Here is a 21,016-nt window from a genome sequence, read left to right on the forward strand (position 1 = left end):
TTCTCCTTCTAATAGTAGACTCTGTCCGCTTCCACAACGACACTCTCGCCGTCTTTCACATCCACAATGTTGACACTGCAGTTCGGCGGAACCTCACCATGCCAAAAATCATGGTCCCCGTAGACGTTCTGCATGATAGCCCGGGAAGCACAGCCGTGAGAGGAGATCAGAATCGTATAGTTCTCATATTCCTGTTTCTTCACAAGCTCTTCCCAAAATTCTTTTGTCCTCTTACAGACATCCATGATACTCTCTCCATCCTGCGGAGCCGTATAATTCCACGGGTCGGCATAAAATCTATGCAGGTTTTCAGAGTACTGAGGCCGATCACTCGCCGACTCCTGGGTTCCCTCCATAATACCGAAACAGATCTCCTGAATTCTCGGTTCCTCTATCCACGGAACCTGCCTATCTCCAATCACTAACCTGGCAGTCTCCTTCGCACGGCACAAAGGACTGGTAATCACCAAGTCAAATTTTATCTCTTTTAGAGCTTCGCCAGTCACCTTGGCTAAAGCCCTTCCCTTTTCGTTTAAGGGGATATCGGCAATGCCCTGAATTTTTTTCAGGGCATTCCACGACGTCTCACCATGTCTCATGATATACAGTCTCATCTTAACTTCTCAGCTCAATTCCCAGACCTTCCAGTCCGTTCAATATTTTCTTCATAGCTGCTGTCACATCCGCGTCCTCTAATGTACGGTCTTTAGAACGGAATACGATACTGTAAGCCATAGATTTAAAGCCTTCTTTAATCTGATTTCCTTCATAGATATCAAACAGCTCATAGCTCTCCAGAATCTTTCCACCTCGTTCTTCCAGAATCTTCTCAATATCCCCAGCCATCACATTCTTAGGAACCACCATACTGATATCGCGCAGTACAGCCGGATACTTGGTCAAATCTTCAAACTTATAGTCAAAAGTAGCCAGTTCTATCACTGTCGGAATGTCTATCACTGCTACATAAACCCTTGTTTTCATCCCATAACTCTCAGCGACCAGCGGATGCACCTCTCCTAGATACCCCAAAAGTCTGCCATCATAATAAACATTCGCCTGACGTCCTGGATGGAGATAATTCTTTCCGGAATTCGGAGCGTAAGATACCTTTTTCTTCATTCCTACTTTCTCAAAGAACTCCTCACACACACCTTTCATCGTGTAGAAATCTCCCTCGCCGTACATGCCCAGAGTCAATTCCACTCTCTCATCTGCCAATTCTGTCAAAGGCAAAGATTTCGGCAGATACACCTTCGCCAGCTCATACAGCCGCACATCTTTATTACGTCTTCTGTAATTCGTCTCCAAGGAAGACAGCATTCCATTCAACGGAAGCGTCTTCATAATACTAAAGTCTTCTCCCAACGGATTACGGATTTTCACGGCCTGTCTCAACGGATCATCCGCGTCCAGGCGCAGTTTGTCAAATACCTTCGGACTCTCAAAAGAATAGGTCATTGCCTGGGAAAATCCACAGTACTCCGCCACATCCTGAGCCACCTTCTCAATCTTTCTACAAAACGGCAGAAAACCAGTCAGTTCGGAACTTGGAATCGTTGACGGAATTTTGTCATATCCGTAAAATCTGGCCACTTCCTCCGCTAAGTCCGCCGTACAGTGCACATCCTGACGGAAGGTAGGAACAATGATATTCTCTTTCGTCTCATCTGGATAAAGTTCTACTCTTTCCAGATATCCCAGCATTTCCTCCGCGCTGATATCAATACCAATGAGTGCATTGATTTTATCCGGCTCAAATGGCACCTTCCATGGCTCTTTGTGCTCGTAACATACGTCCACAACTCCGCCGATTACCTCTCCTGCACCCAGCTCTTCCATCAATTGGCACGCACGGTTTACCGCCTCCAATGCAGTATTCGGGTCCAGACCTTTCTCAAACTTACTGGAAGCATCCGTCACATGTCCCAGCTTTTTAGAAGACTTTCTGATATTTACTCCGTTGAAGCAGGCGCCCTCAAACAATACCGTCTTCACTTCATCCGTAATCATCGAGTTCTCACCACCCATGATGCCGGCGATACCTACTGGCTTATTCTCATCACAGATCATCAATATGGAATCATCTAACACATGCTCCTGCCCGTCCAAGGTCACAAATTTCTCTCCCTGCTTTGCTCGCTTTACGACAATGTGACTTCCATCAATCTTGTCCAAATCATAGGCATGCATCGGCTGTCCATATTCTTCCATGATATAGTTGGTAATATCGACCAGATTATTGATGGAACGAATTCCATTGCTAGCCAAGGCTCTTTGCATCCACTTAGGAGATGGACCAATCTTGACATTCTTCACCACTCGGGCAGCATACCTTGGACACAAATCTGGATCTTCCACTGTGACTTTCACATAGTCAGAAGTCTTCTCATCGTTTCCAGTCTCAACAATCTTAGGAGGACAAAATTTCTTATTGAAAGTCGCAGCCGCCTCCCTCGCAATTCCCAGCGCACTATAACAGTCTACTCGATTCGAAGTGATTTCATATTCAAAAATCACATCCCTAAGCCCCAATGCTTCGACGGCATCTTCGCCTACCTGCGCGTCTTCCGGGAAAATGTAGATTCCATACTCCGGAGCCTCCGGATACATGTCACGCGTGCTGCCTAGCTCTTCGATGGAGCACATCATGCCGTTAGACTCTACTCCTCTTAATTTTCCTTTTCTAATCTCGATTCCTCCCGGTGTCATCTTTCCGTCATGACTTCCAGCTACACGGCCACCGTCCAGGACAACCGGTACTTTGTCGCCCTCTTTAATGTTCGGAGCTCCCGTCACAATCTGAATCGTCTCTGTGCCGATATTCACCTGACATACCACCAGCTTATCCGCATCTGGGTGCTGCTCAATTTTATCAATCTGACCAATCACAATCTTATCTAAATCCGCATCTGTTCTCTCATAACCTTCTACCTTCGTTCCGGTCAGGGTCATCGCATCTGTGTACTCCTGCGGGTCCACATCCAAATCCGGCACATACATTTTCATCCATGATAATGAAGTATTCATAGCTTTTCCTCTCTATCTCCAACAATTATATTCTATCTCTCTGCGTCCGTTTTCACGCTCTGTTCACCTCTGGGCAATCAGAACTGTTTTAAGAAGCGCACATCGTTCTCATACAGACGACGCAGATCGTCAATCTCATATTTCAAAAGCGCGATACGCTCCAATCCCATTCCCAGGGCAAAACCTGTGTATTCCTTCGAGTCAATTCCGCACATCTCCAACACATCAGGATGAACCATTCCACACCCTAAAATCTCTATCCAACCGGTTCCCTGACAGAAACGGCAGCCCTTTCCACCGCATTTGAAACAAGACACATCCATCTCTGCACTCGGCTCGGTAAATGGGAAATGATGAGGACGGAATTTCGTCTTCGTCTCCGGTCCAAACAACTGCTTCGCGAATTCATCCAGCGTACCTTTCAAATCCGCCATCGTAATGTTCTTGTCGATGACCATGCCTTCCACCTGATTAAAGCATGGGGAGTGCGTCGCATCCACCTCGTCGGAACGATAGACACGCCCGGGAGCAATCATTCGGATCGGCAGAGGCCCTCTCTCCATCGTACGCGCCTGACACGGAGAAGTCTGTGTGCGCAATACAATCTCATCGGTAATCCAGAATGTATCCTGCTCATCCTTGGCTGGATGGCCGTCAGGGATATTTAATTTTCTAAAGTTATACTCGTCATACTCAATTTCCGGGCCACTCACTACCTCATAGCCCATCCCGATAAAAATATTTTCCACCTCTTCCAACGCGATCATATTGGGATGGCGGTGACCAATCTTAGATTTTTTTGCCGGCAGAGTCACATCAATCTCCTCAGCCTCGAGCTTAGCATTCAGAGCTACCTCTTCCAACCTCTTCTTTGTCCTGTCCAAAAGCTCCTCGATTTGGGACTGAGTCTCATGGACCATCTGTCCCACAACTGGCCTTTCTTCTTTCGCGACATCTTTCATTCCCTTCAGTAAAGATGTCAGTTGTCCTTTCTTCCCCAGGTATGACACCCTGATCTCCTGAAGCTTGTCCAGAGCATCGATCTGCTGAATCTTCTGAATGGCTTCTTCATGGATTTCCTGCAGTTTTTGTTTCATATCCATCTTTTATTTCTCCTTTATTTTTCATATTACAATCACATACTCTGCCTGCGGCGGGGCATATCCTGCCCAAAGGGCTTTTTATTCTACAGGAAAGTCCCTCAAACTTTACTACAGAATAAAAAAAGCTCCGTCCTCATAGGGACGAAGCTGAATCCGCGGTACCACCCTGATTCCTGCAAAAACGCATGCAGGCACTCAACTGTTTAACGCACAGTACGTCTGCTTCTACTCTGTTCAAAGCAGCAGCTCCAGTGAGAATTTCAAGAAATATCTGAACTTAAGGAGGTTTACAGCCGGTGGCCTCCTCTCTCTGAAAGAAAATATCTCTCTACTTACACCTTCAAAGCCTTTCTCAATTTATAAATGTTATTGTATCATAAAAGCCAAATCTGTCAAGAGTTAACTTTTCTTTTCCACATTTTTTTCTCTTTCTTTTAAATGCTCCTCTTTAACCCGCAGTTCCTCTTCCTTTTCTAACAAAATTTTCTCTTTCTCCTTAAGCTCTTCTTCCTCCCGTTCAAACAGCTCTTTTGCAAATGCGTGCGCTTGTCGAAATTCCATCTCATAATAGGCATTGATCTCCGCTCCAAACAACACGATATTCATACAGATATACATCCACAGCATAATCAAAATGATGGTGGTCAGACTGCCATACATATTTGAAAAATTTGGAAAAAAGGTAAAATAAATAGAAAATCCAAAGGAAAAAACAGACCACGCAATTGCCGTCAAAACAGCTCCCGGAACCTGACTTTTCAAACTGGCACGCCGGTTAGGGAGTGCTTTATACAAAAATAAAAACAGCAAAACCAAGACAATAAACACAAGAAAGTTTTTCGCACCTAAAAACCTGGCAACCATCTCCCCTAAAAAGGGCACATATCTCATCAGCGTCTGCTGAATAGAATTGCCAAATACCAATAAGATCAAGCTTCCGATCAATGCAAATACAAAGAGCACCGTATACAGCATTGACCAAAGACGGGTAGTAAGCCAATTTCTCGTCTCTTTGACATGATAAATGGTATTCAACCCGTTGGTGAGTGCCTGTATTCCTTTTCCTGCTGACCAGATTGCTGTCACCAAAGTCACAGGAAGCACAGCCCCACTCTTGCTAAAAACCTCTGCCACAATTCCCAGAACAAAAGACTGTATCTCTCTTGGCAAAAAGCTTACAATCGCAGACCGGACAGCGTTATAAGTCAAAGGTGTATATTGCACCAGCGTCATCAAAAACAGCATAAAGGGAATAAATGATAAAATAATAAAATATGCTGCCTGTGCCGCATATGCGCCAACATGATCTTTTTGAGTCCGCCGGATAAATCCGGACAGAGAAGACAACACCGGACCTAATTTTTTCTTCATTTTCCTCCCTCTTCGCCTGTTTTTGTTACATCATACCACGGTTTTTAAAGACTGACAAGTTTCAGCCCCTTGTCTGCCCATTCTTGAATCACTATTTTGTTACAGTTCAGGTCTTCAATATCCCACGAGGTGTTTTTATACATTTGTACAAAAATCCTAGAACTACTCGCGCCAAACTGCTGTAAACAGCAATTTGTGTGCATCGCGAAGCGTGTTACTGCGCACGAACTGCAAGTGAGTGAACAGTAACGCTATTTTGATTCATACTATTAATATATGTCGTATACAGACTTTCATTCCCCCTTAAAACGAATGAATTATAAATCCGTAAAATAATCCCTCAGGATAAAACAGATGGATAAAACGCTCTAGAGTTCCAGAAAAAAAGGGAGTCTCACGACTCCCTTCTTTTTCTGAGTGTCCCAAAATGCCGGTCCTATCTTTTGACGCCTAGCACTGAAGCTAGGTGGGTTTCCTCAACAAGTATTCTGCCTACCACGACGAGAGGTCTGACATCCAACTTGCGATCTTGGAATCCCTTAAAAATAGATGTAGGTTCAAAATAATAGGATTGTCGAGCATCCCAGGAAAACACATACACTCTTTTGCTATAAATTATTATACTCTAGTATATGTGAATTTTCAATATAAATTCCTTATCTTAAATGACAAATATAGACAAATTTTTTTGTCTGATTTTTACGCATTAGCGTGACAAGATCTGTCTATAACATAAAAAGGACTGTGCAAAGCCTGCACAGTCCCACAACATCATCAACAAAATTAATTCAACTCATCTACAACTTTCTGGATTGCTGCCAACGCATCGTCCGGAAGTTTGTCATAACCCTCTTTCTCCGTCTCGAATGCTTTGATTTCATTGAGACGATCATTCATACGAGCTTTCAGCTGAGACACGTATTCAGGATCATTCATATCCGGGATGAAGCCTTCCCAATCCATGATCTCGATATCAGAGAAGCTTCCCCACTGATGGAACTGAGCTCTCTTCTCAACAATTGCCTCCAAAATACCCAGAGTATCTTTCGGCTGAACCTTCTTGCCCATGAAGTCTCCGGTATTGACAATATAGCAATCTACATTTTTCTCTTCCACCAATTTTTTGAACTTCTCATAGTCGTTAGACAGAGGGTAAGTTCTGAATGGGTTCGCATAAGGAACTACAACCAGCTTATTCGGATCTACACCAGGAGCCAGACGCTCAGCGGAAGATCTCTTGGTCGCCAGAGTCGCACCCATCACAGAGGCCAAAGAAGCACCTTTCAGTTTTACAATTGGCGGAATGGTAGGATCTTTCATAATCCAGAAAATAGCATTTACAGGCGCATCAATCTTGTCTACGCGGTTCGGAGACCACAGCTTAGATTTAATCGCTCGTCCATTTCCATTTCTGATATCCTCTGTCACCAGCTGAACTTTTCCGTCTTCATCCAGAGTAGCGGAACAATTCTGTGCGGTCAGAAGATACTTATTGTCCTCACAGCCAGTCGGATAATCCGCTGTCTTATCAAAGTAAGTAGGCTCGATCGCGATGGATGCACAGGTATCTGTATTGATAATAAACGCATCGTCGTGCAGAACTTTGATTTCATATTTTCCGTCATGTTTTGCGTGAGTCAGAGTAGATTTTCCAGAACCTGACAGACCATATACGGAAGCTACATATTTTGAGCCGTCTGAAAGCAGATACTCTTTTTGTCCACCGTGGCAGGATGCATAACCGTTACGGTTTGCAATTGCCCATACCATGGTCAAAGTTCCTTTTTTATGCTCGCCAAAGTATCTCATACCAAGGATACAAGCACAGTTTGTCTCTGTATTGAAATAGCACAGAGTCTTCTTAGCCGGGTCGCTCAGACAGTCATAGCTCACTCCCGGATTCTCGGAAGGTGCCCACTGAGGATCAGAGAAAATATAGATATCTGGCTCTTTTCCGTCTCCTACTGGCTTTGACTCTTTGTACATTTTTACGTAATCATCAGACATGTACTGGAAGTTCAGCATCCAGTTATACATGATATTTTCCTCTCCTTCTGGAATCAGAAGATGAGCTTTTACCATGAATTCTGGATCCAGACCCGCATATACAGTAGCATGATACATTTTTTTATAACGAGAGGTATAGATCGCGTCCATAGCTACCTTGTCCAGCGCTTCGCAGTCCACACCCGGTTCTCCTGCAATACGGCGTGCAGTCGCATAACGTCCAGTGATGGCTCCGTCATTGAACAACAGAACTTTCGCATCCGCGTCCAGTCCGAATTCTTCTCCTCTATATACCGGCATATCAGTAACAACAGTGCCCGGAGAATTCTTAGCAAGATTGTACGCTTCTTTCAGAGTGTTTACCTTGACAACATTATTACCATAGAAAGCTGCTTCAATGATGGAACGTGTCTTGGAAAAACCAACTTTTCCTTTTCCAATTTCACTAATTGGATAATTCGCTTTTGTTGACATGTCATTTCCTCCTTCTATTCTAGCAATCACGAATATTATGACATTTTCAAAAAAAATTGTCAATGCATTGAAGAGTTAAAAAAAATTATTGGTCACTTAGCTGATTCCGTTCAACTTTTGGTACAAATCTTTGGCATAACTGTCAGTCATCCCACTGACAAAGTCCGTGATAAGCAACAATCGCAAATACAGCTTTTCTGCCAAAGATTTTCCCTTCGAATAAGTGTGATAAGTCTGTTTATAATTCTCCGAAACCAGGTTCATTAGCTTCTTTTCCATCATGTTCATGGGCACTTCCGTATCGTAATAGAGCGCTGCCGGAACAAATCTGTCCAGAAGGAAATTCAAAATTGTCCAGGCCGAGACTTCGTTCTGAAGTATCTGCCTGGATGAGAATGCATATTTATGGGCGATTCGCCGCAGAGCTTCGACAACCCACTCAGCCGTTGTCCCCTGAAACAAATCCTTCCGAAATTCCCCTGCCATAATCTCTTCATAATGTAAGAGAAAACTGTCTGTCACACCAAAGATCAGGGCGCTTTGCAGCCCGGCTATCCAATTTTGAACCGCATAGAGCTGTGTATTTGGCACTTGCCCCTTCTTGGCATGTTCATACTGCTGCCGCAGCATAGACGCGACATCCATTCCACTTCTCAAATTCTCCTCATAATCACAGTCCAACTCCCGAACCAGTTCGTCGTAGGATACAAAACTTTTCTTAAAAGCGTCTTCAATATCCGCCGTCAGATAGGCAATGTCATCTGCCGCCTCTAAGATGTAAGCCAGAGGATTTCTCTCGCCGTTTGTTCCTGTGGCCCTTGCAATATCCCGATACAGGTTTTCTTCTGCGTAAAAATATCCCATCTTTTTCTTCTTCACATCGGAACCATCAGGACAGATTTTCAAAGAAGAAACCGGATATTTTATCACAGCACTCAAAACTCCCAATGTGAGGTTCATCCCATACTCATTTTCCAAAAAATAGAGCTTACTCACCTGCCTAAGTGCCTGTGCATTTCCTTCAAAATGGCAAAGATCTTGAAACATCACAGGAGCGAGAAACTCACAGACTGCCTTTCCCTGATACTTCATTTCTGGAAGTTTTCGGACAAACCAATCGCGAATTGCCTCCTCCCCAAAATGTCCAAAGGGAGGGTTTCCAATATCGTGGATAAACCCGGCACATTGAAGAATATTGCAAATATCTTCTTTATTTCTTATTGTAAAGGAACGGTCTTTTTTCGTCTGAAGCAGATGCTGAGAAATGTTTTGTCCTAAAGATTTGGCAAAAGATGACACCTCCAAAGAATGTGTCAGACGAGTGCGGATAAAATCACTTTTGTCAAGTGCAAATACCTGGGTCTTATCCTGAAGTCTCCGAAAAGATGCGCTACCGACAATTCTATGGTAGTCCTTCTCAAATTCCGTGCGCAAATCCGCAGTTTCGCGCCTTCCCTCTGATAACAGAAAAGCGGCCGCCGGCCGCCTGTGTACATCACAAGGAACGATTCTTTGTTCTGATAACAGTTGATTCCAATTCATTCACATACCTCTTAGGCTACTGTTCACCACCGGCCGCTTTTTCTCATTTTGTCTTCTCAAAGCGGCCAGTGGAAATTTCATCTATATCAGCAGGTAATATTCAAGATCTCTTTCACCGTCTTTGGCATATCACAGGCATCCACAACACGGTCATGCAAAACCGGTGCAGTCCGAATCTCATCTACTGCCTTCGGAACCGGTACCCCAGAAAGACGTGACATCGTATCAATCAGTTGGAAATCCTCTAGCCCCTCATATCGAGTATTGTCGATCGCCTGCATTACACTTCTCGCAAACTTATAAGGACTGGCTGTCGACGCGATCACAGTGACTGTCCTGTCCCCCGTCTCACGCAGATATTTCTGATAAACTCCAGCCGCCACCGCTGTATGTGTGTCCATCACATAATTCCCACCGTAGTATGTGGCGCTGATCGCCTCAGATGTTTCTCCTTCACTACAGTAATTTCCATAGAAATCACTCAAACCTTCTCTCATCTCTTCGGTAATCGTATAATTTCCATCTCTGCTCAAAGCCTCCATCAGACCCCGGCACTTCCCGGCATCCTCACCGGTCAGTGCATAAATCAATCGTTCTAGATTACTGGAAATCAAAATATCCATGGACGGGGAAGAAGTCAATTTAAACTCTCTTCTTCTGTCATAGGTACCGGTACTGAAAAAGTCATAGAGAACTCTATTCTCATTGGACGCACAGATCAGTTTTTGAATTGGCAGACCCATCTTTTTCGCATAGTAGGCGGCTAAGATATTGCCGAAGTTTCCTGTCGGCACCACCACATTCATCTTCTCTCCTTCTTTTATTTTTCCTTCGCCCAACAAAGTTGCGTAGGCATATACGTAATACACAATCTGAGGAACCAGACGTCCTATGTTGATGGAATTCGCTGAAGAAAACTGATAACCAGCACTATCCAATTCAGCCGCCATCTCTTTGTCGTTAAACATCTTTTTCACAGCAGTCTGCGCGTCGTCAAAGTTACCAGTGATACCTACTACATAGGTATTCTCCCCTCTCTGAGTCACCATCTGTTTTTCTTGAATCGCGCTGACTCCATGTTTAGGATAAAAGACAATAATTTTTGTGCCTGGCACATCCGCAAATCCTGCCATCGCAGCTTTGCCAGTATCTCCGGAAGTAGCCGTCAAAATTACAATCTCATTTTTAACCTGGTTTTTCTTTGCTGCTGTCGTCATCAAATGGGGCAGAATAGACAACGCCATATCTTTAAATGCAATCGTAGCTCCATGAAACAGTTCCAGATAATAAATGCCGTTCACTTCTTTTACTGGCGCTATCTTTTCTGTATCAAATTTGGAATCATAGGCCCTCGCAATGCAAGTTTTCAACTCCTCTTCAGAAAAATCCGTCAAGAATTTGCTCATCACTACATAAGCCACTTCCTGATAACTCATCTTCGCCAGCTTGGCATAGTCGATATCCAAAGCAGGAATCTGAGTAGGCACAAATAATCCCCCGTCTTCGGAAAGCCCTTTTAAAATAGCCATTGACGCTGTCACCGGAGTGCTGTCACCCCGCGTACTTTTATATAAGATCTCCATGGTCTTATTCCTCTCTTTTATATATTTTCTGGGAAGACTCTTCCCATATATTTTGCCAAATATCATGATAGCATAAAAAAACATATAAGTCCATAGCAGAGCACTTATGTTATCGGAAAAAGCTTTCGCGCATTAGCGTGACAAGGTCTTTCCTATTACAGAACAAAGTGGGCACGCCCACTTCAGCTCCCCTGCCCCTCAATCTTGAGGGGCGCAGTCCCACTTTGCGCGTCGCCGCAACACCGCCTAGCGGTGTACTACCTGATTGCGGCGTGTGCATCCTGCCTGAAGGTCTTTTTTACTGCATAGGGAACGAAGTTTCCTATGCAGTAAAAAAGACCTGAAAGCCACTCTTTTGCTCTCAGGTCTTCTCTATCACTCTTTCGCTCCGTCAGGATAAGTGTAAAAAGTGTGTACACCATGTTCAAATAATTTTTTCAGATCTCGTTCAAACCAGTCTACATTCTCTTTCGCAGCTTGATCTTTTGCCACAAAGAACAATGCTCCCTGGGAGTAATCGGTTCCTTCCAAAGCCTGCCGCACAGCATCCTCTGTCTCCGGCGATATCTCTACAGTCCCGATTCTGCCGTCATAAGTTGGTGAAAACTGGTATCCGCCCTCTGTATCCCAGACCACCTCTGTCACGCTATCTGGAAATTGCGGGCTCTCCACACGGTTCATAATCACATTTGCCACCATAATTCTGCCCTTGATGTCTTCTCCTCCTGCCTCTGCCTCCACAATGTGAAGCAGCGTATCATAATCCGTGTCGCTCATCATTTTCGGAGCCGCTGCCATTGTCATGGACTGACTGTTCAAATTCTCCGCAGCACTCTGTGCAAACGCACTCATGTCCACTTTCTGAGTTTCATTGTGAATTTTACTTAGCCTTTGCCCAACAATTACTTCTTCACAGGATGTGCCAATTCTGGCAACTGCGTCCGGCTGATATTCTGACTCCCAGACTCCACTGATCACACCTGCCAGACCACTGGGCATCACATTCTGCTGGACATTCACAGCCTGTCTCTCCTCGGCCGCATAAACCTTACTGTGGTTCACCCCCATAAAAATCCTGCATCCTGCAACTACAGCCAAAGCCACAATCACACAACTACATATGACCGCAAATCCGTGAGGATATCTTCTTTTCCATTTCCGCAAAAAGCAGTACAGCTCATTCAGCAAAATTCTAACTGCTCTTTTGAAAAGGCAAATTTTTCGCTTTCGCTGACTTCTCTTCCCCTTCATAATGAAATCCTTTCTTATGCTTAAAGTTTCTGTAACATTTCTGAAACATATAAGAAAATTATATTCAATATTTGAGGATTCGTCAAGCGATTTTCGCTTTTTTTAGTTGGATTTCCTATTTTTTTCTCGACACACCCTGTAACTTTTTGTAACAATTAACCGAAAATCAACGATTGTTAATCGCTGTAACCAGCGCGTCAATAGAGGCACGGATAATATCCTGATCTACACCTGCTCCCCAGGACAGGCCCCCGTCTGGCTTGCGGATTCCCACATAAGCAATCGCTCTTGAACTAGAGCTCTGTTCCAATGCGTGCTCCTGGTAAGTAATTAGATCGTATTTCATGCCATACGCTTTTTTCAGAGCATTGCTGACTGCATTGAGACGACCATTTCCTTTTGCCTCTGTCACAATTTTCTTTCCTTTAAATGTGGAAGTCACCTGAGTCGTGATACCCTCACCAGTCTGTTGGAAGTGTACTTCATTGATGCTCAGAGGCTTCACCACATTCTCAAAATTCTTCTTGAACAGTTCAAAGATCTCTTCCGGCATCAGTTCTTTATGCACATGATCTGATACACCCTTTGCCACATATCCCATCGCTTCTCTCATCTTTGCAGGCAGATTCAAGCCATACTTGGTCTCCAGGATGTAGCCTACGCCACCTTTTCCAGACTGACTGTTGATTCGGATGACATCCGCGTCGTAATTTCTTCCGATATCCGTCGGATCAATGGGAAGATAAGGAACCGTCCAATGATCCGGGTCACGCTCATCCCGATAATGCATCCCCTTCGCGATCGCATCCTGATGAGAACCAGAAAAAGCTGCAAATACCAGCGCACCGCTGTATGGACTTCTCTCATCTATATTCATTCCTGTATACTCTTCATATTTTTCACAGATTTCCGGCATATCCGAGAAATCCAATTCAGGATCCACTCCCTGGGAATACATATTCATGGCCAGAGTTACAATATCCACATTTCCTGTGCGCTCTCCATTTCCAAACAAAGTACCCTCGATACGGTCAGCTCCCGCCAAAATTCCCATCTCTGCGTCTGCTACGCCGCAGCCCCGGTCATTGTGAGGATGAAGAGAGACCAAAACATTCTCTCTATACCGCATATGTTTACACATGTACTCTATCTGACTCGCATAGACATGGGGCATCGAATGCTGTACCGTAACCGGCAGGTTGATAATCGCCTTCTTATCTTCTGTCGGATTCCACACATCTAAAACGGCATTACACACCTCCAAAGCGTACTCGGGCTCTGTCCCAGTGAAACTCTCCGGACTGTACTCAAACAGAAAATTCCCCTCCGTCTCCGAGGCCAACCGTTTTAAAAGAATTGCGCCATCCACGGCCAGCTGTTTGATCTCTTCTTTTGATTTCTGAAATACCTGCTCCCGCTGTGACAGGGAAGTAGAATTATACAGATGGATGATTGCCCTTGGAGCACCCTTCACCGCCTCAAAAGTCTTCTTAATAATATGCTCTCTCGCCTGAGTCAATACTTGAATGGTCACATCCTCAGGAATTAGATTCTGATCAATCAATGTGCGCAAAAAATTATACTCTGTCTCCGATGCCGCTGGAAAACCAACTTCTATCTCCTTAAAGCCAATTTTCACCAGCAGTTTGAAAAACTCTACTTTTTGTTCTAAACTCATCGGAATTACCAAAGCCTGGTTGCCATCTCTTAAATCCACGCTGCACCAGATCGGAGCTTTATCCACATACTCTTTCTCTGTCCAATCCATACATCTTTCCGGCGGCATAAAATACTGACGCCGATATTTGCCTGCATTCATCATCTTCCCAATCCTCCTAATTTTAAATAGTTTTTATTAAGCTGCCTTGGCATAAATCTCCTTTAACAGAACAAAATGGGCAATCTCACTTCAACTTCTCATCCCCTCAATCCTTGAGGGGTGCGTCCCACTTTGCACGCCGCTGCTAAACTACTTTGCGGTAAAATTCCTTATTGCAGCGTGTGCATCTTGCCCGGAGGTTTTTTATTTACTAGGAAATCCAAAGAAATTTCTCAATAAATAAAAAAACCTTTCGACTCTATCACAGCTTACACTGCAAGAGACGAAAGGCAAACAGCCTGCGCGGTACCACTCTTGTTTATGAATTTATTCATACACTCAGGGATACGGATTCTAAAAGAACCTTATATCCTTCCCTTTTAACGGCGGGACCCCGTCTGCGCCTACTCTCCCATTGAGATTTCAGGCAGCCGCTCCGAGGGCAGTTCCACACATCTCTTCCGCTGCTTTCCACCGACCAGCAGCTCTCTGTGCTCCGAAATCATATGTACTCTTCCTCATCAACGCATTTTACTTATATTGTTGAGAATAAGCTTACCATTCTCAAATATTTTTGTCAATCCTTTTTTCCTCCTCTCATATTAATAGACACAGTATTCATTATTGTTTATTGTGTCTATTATAGAAATGTGATAGTATTTGATCAAAATTCAAAGGAGGTTCACAGTCCAAATGAAAACGATTTTTCAAATCTTTTCAAGGGATGTCAAACGCTTATCACACAATTTTGTTGCCGTCATCGTCATCATTGGAATCAGCATTATTCCAGCTCTCTACGCCTGGTTTAACATTGCTGCCAATTTCGATCCATACAGCAATACCAGCGGCATCAAAGTGGCTGTCTCAAATAAAGACAAAGGTTACAACAGTAGCTTCATAACCTTGAACGCCGGAGAAGAAATCATTCAAAACTTGCAGAAAGACAGCCAATTAGGCTGGACTTTCACAGATGAAAATACAGCCATAAATGGAGTTCGCTCAGGAAAATACTATTCTGCCATTATCATTCCGGAAGATTTTAGCAGTAATATGGCATCCATTCTCTCTGGAGAAATTCAAAGCCCCAAGATACAATACTACGTCAACGAAAAGAAAAATGCGATTGCACCTAAGATCACAAACACAGGAGCAGATACCCTACAAACCCAGGTAAACAGCACCTTCTCAGAAATTGTCGCCCGCACAGTATCCGATACTTTAAATTCTACAGCAGACAACCTGTCTAGGAACACAGGCTCCCTCTCCGGTTCAATCACTACTGCTTTACAGGAAACGCAACAAAATCTCCTGGATTACCAGACAGCGATTCAAGATTTTCAGCTTCTCTGTGAAAATGCAAACGAGAATGTTGATAGTCAAAGACAGGTTCTGGTCGAAGCTAGAACAGTCCTTTCCTCTGGAAAAGAAGCTGTCTCAAATACACAGAGCCTTTTGAAAGACAGCCGCAGCGCTACCGCTTCTCTTACCGGAACCCTTGGCGCTTCCGTGGAACAAAGCAGCTCATTGCTCGGAAGGCTGTCCCAGACCTCCTCCTCTGCACTCTCCCAGTTGGAAAGCGGCTCCATGTCTGCTGCCGGAAAGGCCGAGAATATTCTAGCTTCCGTTCAAAGCCTCCTGGATATCAATCAAGAATGTATCAACCTACTAGAACAGCTAAACAGCAGTCTTCCTATCCCTCTGGATTCTATCGACACTCTTCTGGAGGAATTCTCCGCCCAGGCTGAACGTCAACAAGGTATCTTAGACAATCTCACAGAGACCTGTCTGGCAGTCGAGACAACTGCCCAGACTTCCAAGGAGACACGGGAAAAGCTTTCTTCTCTTGCCAGCGAAGGCCAAAGCAAAATAGAAGAACTGCATTCCACCCTTCAGGAAAACCTCAGCCCTCAACTAAACAATACTTTGGACAATTTTAATCTGACTGCCGGAAATCTGACTGGAATTTTGACAGCCTCCGAAACTTCTCTGAACAGCCTGCCCGCTGTTCTGGATGAGATGCAGGACAGCCTTGCCAGTATCAGTGAAGCAATGGCTGATACCTCCCAAGTTCTCGCCTCGGCAAAAGAACACTTGGAAAAAATCGAGACTGAAATTACTACTGCTAGCAGCAGCGAACTTTACCAGAAACTTTTGTCAGCACTCACTTCCGACCCGGAACAGACAAGCGCTTTTATGTCCTCTCCGGTCCAGCTGGAGAAGAAAACTTACTACGAAATAGACACTTATGGTTCAGCAATGGCTGCTTTTTATACCAACCTGGCTATCTGGGTCGGCGGCATTGTACTGATCGCCATCCTCAAATTCGAAGTAAAGCCCGAAAAAGGACAGCCTCGCATTTCTCCCACAGCTGCATACTTCGGAAGATATCTGCTTTTTATGGCGATAGGCCTTTTACAAGCTTTTATCATCTGTTTGGGAGACTTATATCTCATCCATATTCAATGCCAGGCCCCTGTCCTGTTCGTCTTTGCGGGGCTCGTATGCTCCTTCATCTACGTAAACATCATATACGCGCTGTCCATCACCTGGAAGCATATCGGCAAAGCAATGGCTGTACTGCTGCTCGTAATTCAGATTCCCGGCTCAGCCGGTTCATACCCTATCGAAGTCACTCCGGCTTTTTTCCAGTATCTGCATCCATTTTTGCCGTTTACCTATGGGGTCAACGCCATGCGCGAGACCATCGGCGGTATCTACCAAAACGCTTACGCGCAAAACCTGCTGCACCTGCTTTGTTTTCTCCCCATAGCCCTTTTTATCGGACTAATCTTGAGAAAACCACTGCTGTCACTGAACAGTTTTTTCGACCGCAGGCTCTCTGAGACTCATCTTATGTAAATTGTCATACTACGTTTTGGAGGAACTAAAATGAAGGATTTCATAAATTATGTAAATGACTATTTTGAACGTACTTACAGTGGAGATACCCGCTTACCCGGATTTCAGGAATCCAAAAACGCTCTGTTAGAACGCCTGGACTGCCTGTACCGCAAAGAGCTACTAGAAGGCCACTCCCACGAAGAAGCCGCCTGTCACGCACTGATCAGGATTGGTATGAACCAACTGGTGGAAAACGAAACATGGAACTATACCCTAAACCGGAAGGCCCTAAAATTTGAGAGATATTACCCTAAGCTGATTCGAATCGGACTGTGGGCCATTTTTCTTATTCCACTGGTTTTTCTCTGTCTGATGTTCAGCATGAATTCTAAGCTTGTCTACCTGACCTTATGGATTATATCCATCATACTCATCGCCGCCTTTCTGATCGTAATCGACTACATTCACGACCGGCTAAATTCAAGCGGCCCTAATGCTGGACCCCAGCATACGAACAACATTGTAGAAACTGCTACTTCTGAGGAGGAACCCCATCATGCGGACCATATTTAAAATATTCATCAGAGATCTAAAACGCATCCGAAAAAATGTGATTGCCATCATCGTGATGGTCGGCATTATCATAGTCCCTGCCTGCTATGCCTGGTTTAATATCGCTGCAAACTGGGACCCCTACGGTAACACGGAAGGATTAACTGTAGCAGTCGCCAACGCTGATGCTGGATATGACAGCAATATCGTCCAGCTAAATCTCAATCTCGGTGAACAGATCGTTCACTCTTTAAAAGAAAATGATCAGATCGGCTGGAAATTCACTTCTGTAAAAAACGCCAAAAATGGGGTGAAATCCGGCAAATACTATGCTGCCATTGTCATACCAGAAGATTTTTCTCAAAAACTACTCAGCGTCTTTACTAAGGACGCCAACAACGCAAAATTGGAATATTACATAAATGAAAAAGAAAATGCAATTGCTCCGAAAATCACGGACAAAGGTGCAGACGCCGTCCAACAACAAATCAACGAAACTTTCACCCAGACAGTTGCAAAAGCTGCCTCAGGAGCATTGGAAATCTTAACTGAAAATCTGGATGGTGAGACAAGTAAGGAATTCCTCTCTAAACTAACCGATTCCCTGGACACTGCTGCCGGCGATCTAGAAACCCTCCAAAGCACAGTGACTGCTTTCTCCCATATGGCTGGAACGTTAGATTCTCTCTTAGTCTCTGCCCAGACAACGCTCCCTACCATCGGGCAAGTCAGCGAAGAAGGAAAGGCAGCTCTGGAAAATGCCTCTTTCCTGGACAGTGCCCAGGCCTCTATGGAGCTGGTCTCAGACACCCTCTCTAGCGTGGCAGAGCAAAGTGGTCACTTCTCTGATTCTGTTCTGACCGCTGTCAACACCGCATTGGATACCATAGATTCTGACAGCAGCCTGGCCGCCGAACATTTCAGCGATATCTCTGAGGATATCCAGGCAGATACCGAAAAGCTGGCAGAATATCAGACCGCCTTAAGACAATTGAAAGTTGAATTGGAAGCCTTGCCTCTGCCTCCGGATACTTCTCTGATTGACTCTATGATCGCAAAGCTTCAGCAGGCAATCGACAGGGAAAATTCTCTGTCTCAGAGGCTGACTGATCTCTCAACTTCTGTCTTAGACGGAGCTGAAATCTCTTCCCAGACCAGAAAAGATCTTCAGGCGCTAATACAAAATACCAACAGCGATCTAAGCGATGTGAAAGAAGACTATCACAACACCATTCAGCCCCAGTTGGACGAGCTTTCAACCTCTATCCAGACTGCCTCTGATAATCTGTCTTCCATCCTAAACCGCACTGGTGAAAATTTCACTCAACTAAGTGACCTGCTGGTCAATGCCGATTCCTCCCTGTCCGATGCCCAGGCTGCTCTAGAACAGACTGGCTCACTCCTGTCCCATACCCAAGAACAGATCGAAAACACACTGACCAAGCTTCAAAGGGCACAGAACGAAAACCCTGATTCGACAGTCTCAGAGCTGTTAAAGACAAGTCCTTCCACAATGGGTACTTTTTTGGCTTCTCCGGTTCAGCTAGATACCCACCGGCTCTATCCCATAGAAAACTACGGCTCTGCCATGGCCTGTTTTTATTCCAGCCTGGCATTCTGGGTAGGTGGCGTCGTCATGGTCGCCCTCCTGAAAGTGGAGGTGGACGAGGACGAGACTCTGAAAAATCTAAAGCCTTTTCAGAAATACCTAGGCCGCTACCTGATATTTTTACTGGCAGGCCTACTTCAAGCAACCATCATCTGTATGGGCGACCTCTGGTTCCTGGAAATTCAATGCCTTCATCCCTTCTATTTTCTGTTGGCAGGTTGGATTTCCAGCTTTGTCTACGTCAACATCATCTACACTCTCACCGTATCCTTCGGCGATATCGGCAAGGCGATCTGCGTCATCCTCCTTGTCATCCAGATTGCCGCCTCGGGCGGTCTTTTTCCCATCGAGGTGGAGCCTGCATTCTTTCAGAACGTCTACCCTGCCCTACCATTTACTTACAGTGTCAACGCACTGCGTGAATGTGTGGCCGGAATTTACCAAAACAGCTATTGGCTCGACCTTGGCAAGCTAATGATCTACTATCTTCTCGCTCTGGCCTTGGGACTTATCTTCCGCCGCCCTCTGATCAAAGCTATGGCAAAGTTTAATCAAAAATTGGAGAGCACTCAGGTTATGTAAGGACTCCCTTTTCCTGTTGTCTTTTAAGAGACAGACATGGTATAATGAATGGTAAATTAAGAAAAGGGGACCACTAATGAGAAAAACAAAATGTATTTTTACTTGCCTCCTTATCTGGGCACTTATTTTCACCGGAGAAGCCTTCGCTTTTCCACACTCAGCAGCTGGCAAATCCACTGCCAAAGAAATGGCCGTCCACTTCATGGATGTGGGACAAGGTCTGTCCATCCTCGTCCAATCAGGTGGAAAAAACCTGGTCTACGACGGCGGCGATAAGGAGACCTCCAGCTATGTCGTCTCTTATCTCAAAAAGCAAAAGGTGGAGTCCATCGACTACTTAATCTCATCCCATTACGACTCTGACCACTTAGCCGGTCTGATCGGATGTCTGAATGCCTTTGATGTAAAAAACGTAATCGGTTCCGACTATGAACACAATTCAAAACTCTATCGCTCTTTCATGGACGCGGTTTCTGCTCAGGAACTGACTGTCCAGCATCCAAAAGTCGGGACTGAATTTAGCTTCGGCACCGGAGATTTCACAATTCTCTCGCCGGAGACTACTGACGAGGACAACAGCAATGACAACTCTGTGGCAATCAAACTCGACAACGGTGACAACTCTTTTATTTTTACAGGAGATGCCGAACATGGGAGTGAGTCCGATATGTGTGCCTTGGATGTCACCTTGGACTGTGATGTCTTAGTACCTGGACATCACGGCTCTGCAACTGCCACTAGCTGGGAATTTCTAAAAGAAACCGTCCCAGAGTATGCAGTCATATCCTGCGGCGAGGAGAACCAATATGGACATCCTGACAAGGACACCATGGATAAGCTTCAGAATATGGATATCGAAGTTTTCCGCACAGACAAACAAGGAACGGTCATTGCCGTCTCAGACGGAACAAAAATTGACTGGAATACCAAGCCCTGCAACGATTACACCCCGGGCGACTCGCAGGATACTGGAACTCAGCCTCAGACAGCATCTCCAAACGCTACCGCTCCTGTAGTCACAGAAGCACCCGCACAGTCAAACAACGTCTGGCTGTCTGCAACCGGATCAAAATACCATCGTGTCCCTGACTGCGGAAACATGAATCCAGACACCGCAAGACAGATCTCCCAGACGGAGGCTCAGACACAGGGATACGAGGCGTGTAAAAAATGTTTCTGATCTCATACAAATATCGCTCAACCATCTATTCGGATGACTGAGCGATATTCTGTTAAAGCAGAAACGGTCACA

Annotated in this window: 13 protein-coding genes, 1 other RNA gene and 2 other annotated features; of the genes, 4 read left to right on the plus strand and 10 right to left on the minus strand. The window is 44.9% G+C overall.

Features of this window, described 5'->3' with window-relative positions; genetic code table 11:
- Positions 1-8: 8 nt before the first annotated feature.
- The 10 genes from BLHYD_RS10635 to BLHYD_RS10680 all read right to left on the minus strand — a co-directional run bounded on the left by BLHYD_RS10635 (position 9) and on the right by BLHYD_RS10680 (position 14,183).
- Complete coding sequence (locus BLHYD_RS10635) at positions 9-614, minus strand: histidine phosphatase family protein (RefSeq protein WP_005948645.1); 606 nt, start codon at positions 612-614, stop codon at positions 9-11.
- A gap of 1 nt (position 615) precedes the next feature.
- The gene (gene pheT / locus BLHYD_RS10640; protein WP_040350566.1) at positions 616-3,030 is read right to left on the minus strand and encodes a phenylalanine--tRNA ligase subunit beta; all 2,415 of its coding nucleotides are present in this window, start codon (positions 3,028-3,030) and stop codon (positions 616-618) included.
- A gap of 77 nt (positions 3,031-3,107) precedes the next feature.
- Entirely contained in the window at positions 3,108-4,127 is a 1,020-nt protein-coding gene (pheS, locus tag BLHYD_RS10645) for a phenylalanine--tRNA ligase subunit alpha (protein ID WP_040350596.1), read from the minus strand.
- A gap of 140 nt (positions 4,128-4,267) precedes the next feature.
- Positions 4,268-4,486 (minus strand) — a binding site (T-box leader).
- Positions 4,487-4,532: 46 nt separating this feature from the next.
- Positions 4,533-5,504 carry a YihY/virulence factor BrkB family protein gene (locus BLHYD_RS10650; RefSeq protein ID WP_005948642.1) on the minus strand — a complete coding sequence of 324 codons (972 nt, stop codon included), beginning with the start codon at positions 5,502-5,504 and terminating at the stop codon, positions 4,533-4,535.
- Between the two features lie 415 nt (positions 5,505-5,919).
- Positions 5,920-6,097, minus strand: a non-coding RNA gene (gene ssrS / locus BLHYD_RS10655) — 6S RNA.
- Positions 6,098-6,287: 190 nt separating this feature from the next.
- Positions 6,288-7,985 carry a phosphoenolpyruvate carboxykinase (ATP) gene (locus tag BLHYD_RS10660; protein WP_021844810.1) on the minus strand — a complete coding sequence of 566 codons (1,698 nt, stop codon included), beginning with the start codon at positions 7,983-7,985 and terminating at the stop codon, positions 6,288-6,290.
- A 96-nt stretch (positions 7,986-8,081) separates the two neighbouring features.
- The gene (locus BLHYD_RS10665; protein WP_005948639.1) at positions 8,082-9,527 is read right to left on the minus strand and encodes a deoxyguanosinetriphosphate triphosphohydrolase; all 1,446 of its coding nucleotides are present in this window, start codon (positions 9,525-9,527) and stop codon (positions 8,082-8,084) included.
- 86 nt (positions 9,528-9,613) lie between these two features.
- A complete protein-coding gene (thrC, locus tag BLHYD_RS10670) occupies positions 9,614-11,110 on the minus strand; it encodes a threonine synthase (RefSeq protein WP_040350593.1) in 1,497 nt (498 codons plus the stop codon).
- A gap of 375 nt (positions 11,111-11,485) precedes the next feature.
- On the minus strand, positions 11,486-12,361 hold the full coding sequence (locus tag BLHYD_RS10675) for a cell wall hydrolase (protein ID WP_005948492.1): 876 nt from the start codon (positions 12,359-12,361) through the stop codon (positions 11,486-11,488).
- A gap of 166 nt (positions 12,362-12,527) precedes the next feature.
- Positions 12,528-14,183 (minus strand): 2-isopropylmalate synthase, encoded by a 1,656-nt coding sequence (locus BLHYD_RS10680; RefSeq protein WP_005948488.1) that lies wholly within the window; start codon positions 14,181-14,183, stop codon positions 12,528-12,530.
- A gap of 273 nt (positions 14,184-14,456) precedes the next feature.
- Positions 14,457-14,714 (minus strand) — a binding site (T-box leader).
- A gap of 159 nt (positions 14,715-14,873) precedes the next feature.
- Here BLHYD_RS10680 and BLHYD_RS10685 point away from each other — a divergent pair.
- The 4 genes from BLHYD_RS10685 (at position 14,874) to BLHYD_RS10700 (ending at position 20,944) form a co-directional block, all read left to right on the plus strand.
- Positions 14,874-17,039, plus strand: a complete 2,166-nt coding sequence (locus BLHYD_RS10685; RefSeq protein ID WP_005948486.1) for a YhgE/Pip domain-containing protein — start codon at positions 14,874-14,876, stop codon at positions 17,037-17,039.
- Positions 17,040-17,069: 30 nt separating this feature from the next.
- Positions 17,070-17,594 (plus strand): hypothetical protein, encoded by a 525-nt coding sequence (locus tag BLHYD_RS10690; RefSeq protein WP_005948485.1) that lies wholly within the window; start codon positions 17,070-17,072, stop codon positions 17,592-17,594.
- Positions 17,578-19,764 carry a YhgE/Pip domain-containing protein gene (locus tag BLHYD_RS10695; RefSeq protein WP_005948484.1) on the plus strand — a complete coding sequence of 729 codons (2,187 nt, stop codon included), beginning with the start codon at positions 17,578-17,580 and terminating at the stop codon, positions 19,762-19,764. Before BLHYD_RS10690 ends, BLHYD_RS10695 begins: the two co-directional genes overlap by 17 nt.
- Positions 19,765-19,840: 76 nt before the next feature.
- Positions 19,841-20,944, plus strand: coding sequence for a ComEC/Rec2 family competence protein (locus BLHYD_RS10700; RefSeq protein WP_005948483.1), 1,104 nt, complete (start codon positions 19,841-19,843; stop codon positions 20,942-20,944).
- Positions 20,945-21,016: the final 72 nt, after the last annotated feature.

It is taken from the genome of Blautia hydrogenotrophica DSM 10507, from assembly GCF_034356035.1.
GTDB classification, from domain to species: domain Bacteria; phylum Bacillota; class Clostridia; order Lachnospirales; family Lachnospiraceae; genus Blautia_A; species Blautia_A hydrogenotrophica.